Genomic DNA, 11,318 nt, shown 5'->3' with positions numbered 1-11,318 from the left:
TTTTAGTTAATTTAATAGTATTCCTTTTAAAAGCTGTTTTCAAATAAATTAATCTTTTAATATATTGTTTCTAAATTATTATATGAATAAAGTGTACTTAAAATTAAAAATATCTAAATACATATTAATATATTTATCGTTTCACTAAAAATAAATAAAAAAGAAAAGAAAACGATTATTAGTAATCCTATAATACTCTTTTTATTATTTTATCCTACTATATAGATCTTAATTTTGCATTCCTCTCCACTATGATGTTATAATGCAATTAACAAATAGTGTACTAACATGATAAACACCGAGCCCGATAACTACTGCGAATAGTTATCGGGCTCTTTTTGGTGTATTAGCTATATGTCGTCGCTAAACTACTTCTCACGATTATTTAGCCAATAAGAAAATAATGTGAGTATAATTCCTACTACGATAGGAGCTATAATAGTTACAAATAGTGTACTGAACATGATGTCACCTCCTTCCATGCTAAATACAGCACAGAAGTGAACGACGACCTTTGTATTATATCATTTCTAATCATTGAGTTACAGATAACTTCCGATAAGTTGAATTATGTTAAATAAGTACAAGATGTACGCTTTTTAACTTCGAATAATTATCGGTGTTGTTAATATAAATTATTCGAAAACCAAGTCTCTCATTTACGTTATAAATTTTTATACATCTAATACATCTTCCTCAAATGGAATAGACTTTTGCGCTCCTTCTACTTGAACAGAAATAGAAGCTGCTTTATTAGCATATTTTATACTTTCTTCAAAATTAAGATTATTGATATCAAAGCGACTAGCAAATGCTCCAATAAAAGTGTCTCCCGCAGCTGTGGTATCAACAGCTGACACTTTAAATGCGGGTATTAAATTAGATTCTTCTTGCGTTGCATAATAAGTACCTTGACTACCTAACGTAATAATAATAATTTCTATACCTAATGATAAGAAATACTCTGCATTTTGTTTCATTGATGAATGATCAACTACTGGAATGCCGCTCAATAATTCTGCTTCAGTTTCATTAGGAATAATAATATCGGTTAGATTCAGTAATTTTTTCGGTAATTCACTTGCTGGTGCTGGGTTTAGAATAGTAGTAACATGATTTTTTTGAGCAATTTCAAATGCTTTAATAATAGCAGGAACAGGTATTTCTAATTGTGCGATAATATAATCGGCATTAGCAATTGCTTCCGTTGCTTTATCTACATCCTCCTCGTTTAATTCCATATTAGCCCCACCATATACTAATATAGTATTTTGACCATTTTCATCAACAGTAATAAATGCTTGTCCTGACTCAGCAGTATTTGTTGTTGTTATATTTTCTGTATTTATATTTTCTTTCTTAAAACCTTCAACCATAAAATTTGCGTCACCTTCATCTCCTATTTTAGAAACGAAAGTAGTTTTTGCGCCTGATCGTGCAGTAGCAATTGCTTGGTTAGCTCCTTTGCCACCTCCGTAAATTTTTTGAGCATTTGAGATATGCATAGTCTCTCCAGGTTTAGCAAATCTTTTTACATTAAGAATTTTATCTACATTAGTAGAACCGATAACTACTACATTATTTTTCATAATAGATTCTCCTTTATATATATATTAAAAAGTCACATTCGACTCAAGAGCAATATTTGAAAATGGTGTTGTTTCTCCCGTACGAATATTTGCTTTTGTTGTTGAACTATTTAAATTTTGCTTCATTTCGTCATGTTCAATGAATTCCACATCTACATTTTCTCCAATTAATGCATATATCTGTTCCAGTTGATAAGGGTTTTGATTTCTGATTTCTGTAGCCAGATAAATTTTTTGAATTTCTAATTCAGATAAAACAACTTCTAGTACTTCAATAAATTTTGGTAAATCTTTAGTTACTGCTAAATCAATACGACGTTCGTCATTAGGTATAGGCATACCTGCATCATTTATAGTTAATATATCAAAATGTCCTAACGTTGCTATTGCTTTTGATACATGACTATTCAACACTTTATTTTTTTTCATAAATTAAATCCCTCAATTCTCTATTTAATAAATACTGTAACAGCAGCTGCTACTATTATGAGTACTAGACCTATAATTGTAACAATAAGTTCTTTTAATGTTTTTCTTTGATTTAAGAAATAAATACCTGTCAATGTAGCTAGTACTACAGAAGTTTGAGACAATACAAATCCTGTTGCTAAACCATTCATATCGGGTTGAGCTGAAATTAAATATGTCAAAGCAGCGAAGGCAAAGAAAAATCCAGAAATTATTTGCTTCCAGCTCACTTTTTCAATAAATGCGTTTCCACCTTTCATATTAATGAAAGCATAAATTATTGAAGCAATGACCATACCGATTGCTTGAGGCAAGAAGGCCTGCATTCCACCAATATCAGTTGCTTGTGGCGCAGCAGAATATGCCCAATAGCCTATTTCACCTATTAATAATAAAATGACTGCTTTTCTTAAATTTCTAGCATATTGCTTTTCTTTTTTTTCACTCCACACTGTCATTTGAGCTCCAATTAAAATGACCAATAATGCGGTAAATCCTATTACTTTATTTAAAATACCAGGCCAGTCGCCTAATGCGAAAACGCCCCAAAGTGAAGCTCCTAATAATTGAAATGCTGTAGTTATAGGCATAGCTTTAGAAGATCCAATTAAACCAAATGCTTTAAAAGTAATGATTTGTCCAAATGACCAACCTATACCTGAAATCAGTGAAAATATTAAATTTGCTCCTGTTGGTAACCTCATACCTTGAATAAATGCAAAACATAAAGCAAAAATCAAGGTACCTACAGTCGCTCCTAATATTTGATTGACTGGACGTCCACCAAATTTAGAAGCAATTGTTGGAAAAAGACCCCAACCAATTAATGGTCCTAAACCAATTAATATTGCTACTATATCCATTAAGACACCTCTAACTTGTTATAATTAAGTAAAAGGTTTTATTAAAACGTTTTACTTAATTATAATAACACCTCCATTATATTTTGTACACGCTTTCACATAATATAAAAAGAAGCAAAGAATTTCATTTTTTGCTTCTTTTTATATACTTATTTAATTTTTTTGTAGTTTCTCTAATAATCAACTCATTGGCTAAATTAATATTATGTATCCCATCTTCATTACTATCTTGTAACTTATTCGTTATTATACTCAATGAAGCTTTACTTATTTTTTCTATAGGTTGAGCAACTGTAGTTAAAGAAGGATTCAAATATTTCGCAATATCTATATCATCAAAACCGATAATAGATATATCATCAGGTATGTTTAACCCTTTATTGACTAATCCTCTTATAATACCAATTGCCATTTCATCATTCATAGCAAAAATTGCACTGACTTGTGATTCAATGATTTGATCCACAATACTAAATCCTCCTTCTTTAGATAAATCTGTTTCAATAACTAAAGGAGAAGCAAGATTATAATTTTCACAATGTTGCTTAAACCCATCTACTCTCGCTTGCATATTACTAGTAAGCATATAAGGTTGAGCAATTAATAATTTTGTATGACCATATTCAATTAAATGTTCTGCTGCCAGTTTCCCCCCTCGTTTTTCATCTGTTCTAACAATATCTGTAAACCCATAATCATCACTTTGATCTAAAACTATATAAGGTATATTGTGTTCATTTAAATAATTGTTTAATATCGACGGGTTATTAATCATTTGAGCAATGACTAAACCATCTACTCCTCGCTCAACAAGATGAATAATGCCTTTTTCTATTTCATTTTCTTTTGCTGTTAAAAAAAATAAATCTACATTATCAGATTTATAACTGTCCATAGTTTGCATCATTGTAGAAAAGAAAGGATTAGTGAGATTAGGCAATAAAACCCCCACAGACTTTATATTATTTCCCCTTAATTGTTGTGCGTTTTTATTAGGAAAATAACCTAATCTTTTTTTAGCTTCAACAACTTTATTTACTGTTTTTTCTGAAAAACGATCACTTTTTTTGTTTAAAATTTGAGAAACAGTAGTGAGTGACACCCCTGCTTCTTTAGCAACATCTTTAATTGAAATTTTTGCCAATTCTTATTATCCCCCTTTAGAATTATTATATTAAAATTCATTATTTTAATTTTATATAAACGTTCCAATTTTTATTGTTCTTTTTTAACTTGATGAATCGCTTGAATCAACTCCCGATCACTTTGGACTTCATGTAGATTAATATAAAAACGATCATCTTCAATATAACTCGCAAATCGCTTAAACATGTTGGCGTAATACGCATTAGATTGGACTTGCGATTTTAAATCTTCAATATCTTCATTCGTATCAATCGTCATTTGATTCGAAGGCATTTCAACGACCGTTGGTTTGATTCGATTGCCTAAAGCAACTAACCGTGTATAAGCTGTGGGGTTCAAATTTCTGATTTCAGCTAACTGTTTCACTTTTTCATACTCGGCTTCCGTTAAATTAATATTAATCGTTTTGGCTTTCTTTTGATTTTGACTTGGCATTTTCATTCCACCTTTAACTAAGTAATAGCTCATATAAAATCAACCTATTTTATTGAGTGATTGCTTAGTTTTCATTTTAACATAGGTGGAATGATTTGGTGAGTAATTACTAAAATAAAGATATTAATATTTTATGAGTAAATACTCATGATTTAATGCGCACATTTTTGCGCGTTGTACTAAGCAAATACTCATGAGTATTTGCTATTTTTTCGTAGAAAAAATCCCAGGGGGCTTGGGGGATTTATCCACCAACAAGCAGGGTATCTAGGCACGAAGTGGCTAGCATCCCCATTGCTTGCCACACCTCTGAAACGATGTGAGGAAGTTGATATTATGTTATAATATCAACAACGGAACAACGTGTTCTTTTGTTAGAAAGCGAGGTGGGATTGTGAGCGAACGTAAAACAATGCGTGCAGGTAACGAAGCTGTCGGGCAAAACCGTAACCCCGACCGCAAGGAACCGAAACAAATTAGTTTTCGAGTGAGCGAATCCGAATATTCAAAGTTACAAGCCTCAGCTGAAACTTTGAATATGAGTGTGCCTTCGTTTGTTAAAAACAAGGCACACGGGGCTCGATTGGTCGCGCCCAAATTAGACAAAACTACGCGACAATCGATAGCCCAAGATTTGGGTAAGTTGGGCAGCAACTTAAACCAAATCGCGAAAGCTTTAAATACGTATGGCGAGCGTGCGATGAATCAAGAGATGCAACAAGATATCGCCATGATGCGTAAGGAGTTGAATCACATATGGCAACAGCTAAAATAAGTTCAACTAAATCAACCGCAAGAGCCATCAACTATGCTGAAAAACGTGCTGAAGCAAAGAGCGGCGTCCTATGTGATGTCGATTACGCCAAAGGAGCATTTAAAGCTTCTCGCGAACTTTACGGCCAAACAGACGGCAACCAGGGGCATGTCGTCATTCAATCTTTCAAACCAGGTGAAGTCACAACAGAGCAATGTAATCAACTGGGTGTAGAACTCGCTGAGAAAATCGCACCCAATCATCAAGTCGCCGTGTATACACATAACGACACCGATCATATACACAATCATATTGTGATTAACGCAGTGAACTTAGAAAACGGTAAAAAGTTTAATAACAATAAGCAAGCACTTAAAGACATAAGACAAGCCAACGATGAAATTTGTCATGAACATGGATTGTCTGTGCCTAACGCCCAGGCAGAAATGCGGTACACCCAAGCAGAGTTAGAAATAAGGAAAAAGGGTCAGAATTCATGGAAAGACGAAATTAGAAAAGCGATTAACGCAAGTCATGCAGCAAATCTAGACGAATTGGCCCATGATTTACAAGAACTAAACATAGCGATTGAACGTGTTACAGATAAAACCATTACTTACAGACATCTAGAGGTAGATAAAAAAGTACGTGGCAATAAATTAGGAGATCTATTCGACAAAGGGGGCTTAGAAATTGGATTTAGACGACAAAATCAACAAAGACAACATGAGCAAGAGCGACAAGGAACTACTCGACAAGATGAATCAAATCAATCAAAAACTGGATCAGCTTGGGATAAATTCGCCCAAGACGCCGCAAAACTCCGAAGTGATCGACAAAGTACTGAAGCAGCAAGATTGGCTCATGAAAAGGCTCGAAGAGATCGAGAGCAGAGAGAACAAGAGAGAGCAAAGGAACAACGAACTGTTAAAAAATCTCGAGGGTTCGATCTCGAACTTTGATACAGCAACAGAAAAGACAGAAAAACGTTTCAAGAATGCAGCATTGCATTATGTTGAACGAATTGATACAGATAATCAAAAGCAAGATTTTAAAGAGGCTTTAAGGCTTAATTTTAAAGGGATTATGAACGGCGTGAACGATTTAAATAAAAAGATTGAAGCAAAAACACAAGCAACAGATAAACAAGTGCGCGAGTATGAGCAATTGATTCAAAGTAAAACAGAGAAAAACGATAAACTCATAGATAGTTTTAACAAATCACTTCATTTTATGACAACGGGTATTACAGGGATGTTTTTCGTTGTAGCAATTATAGCTTTGGTTGTCCTAGTAACAGGGCCCATCGGAGAATATTTTGGGGTGTCACAGCTTTATGAATTAATTAATCATGTTATTAAAACAAGTGATAGTGTTTGGCGCTATTTAATGTTGATATTGTATGTGTTACCTTACGCTTTATTAGGATTAATCATATTCATTATTTTAAAAGCTTTTGAGAATCTAAGATAAAATTCAGCCGTTTAAAACTATGTACATACACATAGTTTTAAACGGCTGTTTATCATACAAAACAAAGCATAATCAAAAAATGAATTACTTCTATATAGCGTCAAGGTGAAACTCATTTATATTCGTTTCTAAAAACCTAAAATTATATATTTTTTCAATCGTTATTTTTATCATCCTTATTTTTTAAATATCTATATTTCCAAAAAAACCAACCTGTGGCCAACGCAAAAATAGCAACCACCCATAGATAATAATAAATACCTAAGGCAATACACATAATTAAAAAAAGAATAGTTAAAATTAAAAACACTAAAAATTTAAAAAACTCAATATTGATCCTATTCATAATCTTTCTCTCCCTTTAAATCAAGTCTAAAAGCTTTTGTGAAAATGATTATAAACAACATTGATGAAATAAATAATTGTAAGATCCTTAATAAGGTAAACAAATAAAAAGAATCTTTAAAAACATAATATGTATAAGCAGAAATACTAATAAATCCATATATAAATAATATCCACCAGATCCCTTTTATACGCTTTATAATCAGTCTTCTAAATAAAATAAAAGTAAAAATCCAAAATAAAGAAAATAAAGATCTAAAAACTAGGCCAATGACATAACCAGTTTTAACTATACTATTTTTATCATTATTAACAATATCTGCTTGACTCATATACTTTATATATTCATCTAAAAAAATCCAATTCATGGCTAATAATAAAAAAGAAAACAGTATATTAACCCCTATCAAAACAACAATTGAATTAACAGATAATATTTTTTTAATACTACCCCCCTGTATTATAATACACAATGCTTTATTGATGTTGACCCTCGGAACCTTTAACAATCTCAAAATTTGTTGAAGGGTCGGCTTAATAGCTCATGCTATGCTGACATTCGTCTGCAAGTTTAGNNGTTAAGGGTTCTTCTCAACAAAAATAATTTTCTCGGTATAAATGTGTACTCTACTTTTTATTTTTCTCTCCAAAATAATAAGCCAAAAATACACTCCCTCCACCAATAAAAACCGCAACAAAAATTCCAATCCACATTAAAATAGATATAACAAATTACTCATTTTCAGCAAACTTTATCACAAAACTCATTAAAATTTAAATACCCTTACTTTGAATTTTAATGGGTATTTTAAAGGTTTAGGAATAAATTTGTAGTTTTAATACCTCAATACTTATATAAGCTCTTAAAACACAAATATGAGCGAAATAAATATATTCTAATGTCACAAACAAAAATTTAAAATATAGCATGAAAATTCCTCGACTATAGCAGTTAAACATTATAGTTCCATCAGAGGCAAAAAAGCATAATAAACGCTAAACTTTAAGCTAATGTTTATTACTTTGTTTTATAATTTGACCAAGTTTTGCGATAGCTATTAAAACTAAAACTGGTATAGATCCAAAGATAAATGCCATAAACACCCTACAAAACCGCCTTAATTTCTTAAATAATTGTTTTGTTTTTCAAAATCCTAAATTGCCGTTGAATTATTGATTAAAGATATTATGTTTAGGTATATTTTGACGACGCATATTAAGTGCATGTATTTCTTCAAGTTCAGCTTTAATCGATTGCATTAAATATCCTTGCATAGCTTCAACGGTTTCATTCTTTTGTAGCAACATCGCTTTAAAACGTTTTAAGACACTGACAAGTTCAAACTCCACGCCTTCTAAACGATAATATGTATCATGGGAGTTATTAAATGATTTTTTCCCTTTTAGTAAAACACTTTTAATAATACGAATTTCTCTGATTTCAAATTTACTTAAATAATCTTGAAGTTGTTTTGGTAATTCTTCAAGGAGTTGGAACTTAAGCGCATCATTATTAAATTCAGTTTGTTGATGATTTGTATGACCCGAATGATTATGACTTATTGAATTGTTATATGTATCATTCATATCATACGTATCATTATTCTCAGTCTCTATATAATCAGTATTACTTAAGTCAGTATCATTAGACTGTGAATTTGGAAGTTCTTGACCACTTAAATTCATAGTTCTAGAACTTCCAAATTCATTGTTCTGGAACTGTGAATTTGGAAGTTCCTTGGTACGACTGCCTTCAACATCATAATTGGGTTTTAATAAATACAATCTATTGGGTTTATTAAGGCCAACACGTTCTTGAGTTAGTAAATTAAAACTTACTAACTCTTTTTTCAATTTTATGATTTTTTGTTCTGCATAACCTAAGTATTCGCACAAATGTTTATTACTGAAAATAAAGTAAATGTTATTATTTTTATCTACCCATTCATTTTGGATGGATAATTCAAAACGATCTTTTAATAACGCATACATAATTTTGGCTTCTGCTGACATTTTCTTAAAATATATATCTTCAAATAAATATTTAGGCAGTTGATAAAACCTTTCAGTTTTTACTTGTGATAAATTGTATTTCTCAAAATTGGGCATAATAAAAACCTCATTTCCACTTTTTTTGGATTGAGGTAATAAAACAATTTTTACGTAAGTTATATGTTTTGTGCTTGCACTTAGATGATTAGATATATATAATACAAGTATCAAAAAAATATATAAACAAACGAATGCGAATCGTTTTATTACCGAGAGTCGATGCTACGCCAATAGCATCGACTCTTTTAATATTCATAAAGTAATATTAACACTTTTATGGTCGTATATAAAGCGTTTTAAGTGTAGTTAAAAGCACATTATAACCTCAAAATAGTAGAATTTATTAATTTGGTGCCTAATTAGGCACCAAAAATATCCAATAGGTAACTAATTAGGCACTTAGGTAGTGAAATAGGTGTAAATTTAGGCGGTAAAAGATGAAAAAATATTTGCTAGGTGGTAAAATTTAGGTACTAAATTAGGTACATAAGGGTGGGTATTATGAAAACTATTAAAATGGTTGCTGATGAATTGGATGTAACTAAACAAACTATTGTTAATAATGCTAAAAGCTTAAATATATCTTTTGAAAAAGAAAATGGAATTAATTATATTAATGATAATGATTGTTTGAAAATTATAGAAAAAATCACTAAGAAAGAAAGAACAACGCAAAATAAAGAATCAGTAAAAAAAGAAATGTTTGATGAAAATACTGCAGAAGTTGAAAAGCATATATATAATAATTCAAATAGTTCTGAGACATTAAAAACAAAAGCAAATGAATTAGAAAAGCAAATAGAAATCTTTGAAACTAGAGCTAAAAATGATGAAAAATATATTGAGAATCTAACTAAACAACTAGATCAACAAAATAGCAATGTTAATACATTAAATAAACTGTTGGAGAATCAACAAATATTAGCTTTAGAAAGTAATAAAAAGATTCAAAAACTAGAAAACCAATTAGAAGAAGAAAGACAGCTTAATTATTCTTTTGATACAGTGACTAATGATAGACAAAACGTTAAACCGCAAGAAGCAACTTTTACTGAAGAATCTCAAAATATCAACCAACAACAAAAGAAAAGTCAACCAACAGAAACAGAAGTAAAACATAAGGATATAACTGAAGAGAAAAAGGATGACAGTACAAATGAAGAAGTATTAGCGAAAGATGATAAACCATCTCAAGAAATAGAGAGTGGGCCTGAGGATAAGGAAGCAGAACCACCTAAAAAGGGGTTTTGGAGTCGTTTGTTTGGTAGCTAATATAATGAATTAGGCACTAAAAGGTTATAACCTTTTAGTGCCTTTTATATAGTGAGAACTTCTGATAATCATCGATTATGTTAATTAGTTTATTAGATTAAAATAATCTATAAAAGTAATTAGTGTTGACTGGTAGCCTTTAATAATTCTAGTCACTAATTTCAAAATCTATAAGCTGAATTAAACAAAATAATATTTTATAGAAAATACTCAATATAAATTATTAATTGTTTGTTATTTTTATATTGTTTGATATACATGCAAGGAGATTATTACCAATGAGAAGAATTCTAACTTTAATTATTATAGGAATATTCATTTTCGGTAAAATAATAGTTATTGCATAATAAATATTTATATATTATTGAATTACTTAAAAAGAGTCTTGCTCTTAATTAATTAGTATGATGTGTTGAACGAAGCGACCAGTAAGGAGTATAGCATTGTCAAATGTGGATAAAAAATATTAGTAAATAAAACTTAGATAGTCTCAGAAGACTTCCACATATCATTAATATAATTTCGTCCTTCTTCGATACATTCATGGAATTGTATCGTCGCTTCGCGACGCTCTTGTAAAAGTTCATTTTGGACTGATTTCACTTTGTCAGCGCAACCTAATATCTGATAAGCAGCTATTTCTCCTTGTTTCATAGCCACCATAGCTCCTTCAATACCTGTTATATTTCCAGCTATATACAGATTATTTATTTCAGTCTCCATGGCATCATTGTGCAGTGGAATAAACCCTCCTAAACTTTCTACATAAGTAAATGATACATTTAATAATCCAAGAAGCTCAGATAAAGGCGTTAAACCTCCAGACAAACATACAAAATCTATAGGGATAATCTCTTCTTTATTTGAAATTACGTTGCCATCTTTATCTACATTTTTTAAGGTTCTGTTGCAAAGTAAAAA

12 protein-coding genes and 1 pseudogene are annotated in these 11,318 nt (G+C 30.8%); 4 read left to right on the top strand and 9 right to left on the bottom strand.

Annotated elements, in window-relative coordinates:
• Nucleotides 1-368 precede the first annotated feature (368 nt).
• The 6 genes from KA926_RS12895 to KA926_RS12870 all read right to left on the bottom strand — a co-directional run bounded on the left by KA926_RS12895 (nt 369) and on the right by KA926_RS12870 (nt 4,501).
• Complete coding sequence (locus tag KA926_RS12895; protein ID WP_081338801.1) at nt 369-464, bottom strand: type I toxin-antitoxin system Fst family toxin; 96 nt, start codon at nt 462-464, stop codon at nt 369-371.
• A 210-nt stretch (nt 465-674) separates the two neighbouring features.
• Nucleotides 675-1,589, bottom strand: coding sequence for a ribokinase (gene rbsK / locus KA926_RS12890; RefSeq protein WP_119487831.1), 915 nt, complete (start codon nt 1,587-1,589; stop codon nt 675-677).
• A gap of 24 nt (nt 1,590-1,613) precedes the next feature.
• Nucleotides 1,614-2,018, bottom strand: a complete 405-nt coding sequence (gene rbsD, locus KA926_RS12885) for a D-ribose pyranase (protein ID WP_119487832.1) — start codon at nt 2,016-2,018, stop codon at nt 1,614-1,616.
• A 20-nt stretch (nt 2,019-2,038) separates the two neighbouring features.
• Nucleotides 2,039-2,920, bottom strand: coding sequence for a ribose/proton symporter RbsU (gene rbsU, locus KA926_RS12880; protein ID WP_119487833.1), 882 nt, complete (start codon nt 2,918-2,920; stop codon nt 2,039-2,041).
• A gap of 124 nt (nt 2,921-3,044) precedes the next feature.
• Nucleotides 3,045-4,064 carry a ribose utilization transcriptional repressor RbsR gene (gene rbsR / locus KA926_RS12875; RefSeq protein WP_210143288.1) on the bottom strand — a complete coding sequence of 340 codons (1,020 nt, stop codon included), beginning with the start codon at nt 4,062-4,064 and terminating at the stop codon, nt 3,045-3,047.
• Between the two features lie 71 nt (nt 4,065-4,135).
• Complete coding sequence (locus tag KA926_RS12870; RefSeq protein WP_245335875.1) at nt 4,136-4,501, bottom strand: plasmid mobilization protein; 366 nt, start codon at nt 4,499-4,501, stop codon at nt 4,136-4,138.
• Between the two features lie 412 nt (nt 4,502-4,913).
• Between KA926_RS12870 and KA926_RS12865 the strand changes: the two genes are divergently transcribed.
• From KA926_RS12865 to KA926_RS12855, 3 genes are read left to right on the top strand one after another with little or no spacing between them, the layout of a single operon-like run.
• Nucleotides 4,914-5,276, top strand: coding sequence for a plasmid mobilization protein (locus KA926_RS12865; RefSeq protein WP_245335876.1), 363 nt, complete (start codon nt 4,914-4,916; stop codon nt 5,274-5,276).
• Nucleotides 5,258-6,217: a relaxase/mobilization nuclease domain-containing protein gene (locus tag KA926_RS12860; RefSeq protein WP_210144560.1), complete on the top strand. Its 960-nt coding sequence runs from the start codon at nt 5,258-5,260 to the stop codon at nt 6,215-6,217. Before KA926_RS12865 ends, KA926_RS12860 begins: the two co-directional genes overlap by 19 nt.
• Before the next feature lie 43 nt (nt 6,218-6,260).
• A complete protein-coding gene (locus tag KA926_RS12855) occupies nt 6,261-6,728 on the top strand; it encodes a DUF334 domain-containing protein (protein WP_210143281.1) in 468 nt (155 codons plus the stop codon).
• A gap of 154 nt (nt 6,729-6,882) precedes the next feature.
• Here KA926_RS12855 and KA926_RS12850 read toward each other — a convergent pair whose 3' ends face one another.
• Together KA926_RS12850 and KA926_RS12845 are read right to left on the bottom strand one after the other, a co-directional pair.
• Complete coding sequence (locus KA926_RS12850) at nt 6,883-7,074, bottom strand: hypothetical protein (RefSeq protein WP_210122869.1); 192 nt, start codon at nt 7,072-7,074, stop codon at nt 6,883-6,885.
• A gap of 1,169 nt (nt 7,075-8,243) precedes the next feature.
• The gene (locus tag KA926_RS12845) at nt 8,244-9,182 is read right to left on the bottom strand and encodes a replication initiator protein A (RefSeq protein ID WP_210144558.1); all 939 of its coding nucleotides are present in this window, start codon (nt 9,180-9,182) and stop codon (nt 8,244-8,246) included.
• Nucleotides 9,183-9,626: 444 nt separating this feature from the next.
• Here KA926_RS12845 and KA926_RS12840 point away from each other — a divergent pair, with 444 nt between their 5' ends.
• On the top strand, nt 9,627-10,397 hold the full coding sequence (locus KA926_RS12840) for a DUF536 domain-containing protein (RefSeq protein WP_210122873.1): 771 nt from the start codon (nt 9,627-9,629) through the stop codon (nt 10,395-10,397).
• Nucleotides 10,398-10,877: 480 nt separating this feature from the next.
• Here the strand turns inward: KA926_RS12840 and KA926_RS12835 are convergent.
• A pseudogene (locus tag KA926_RS12835) lies at nt 10,878-11,318 on the bottom strand (NAD(P)/FAD-dependent oxidoreductase); the annotation flags it as partial.

The organism is Staphylococcus sp. GDY8P94P (assembly GCF_017892255.1).
GTDB lineage: Bacteria > Bacillota > Bacilli > Staphylococcales > Staphylococcaceae > Staphylococcus > Staphylococcus cohnii.
This window is presented reverse-complemented; position numbering and strand designations above follow the sequence as displayed.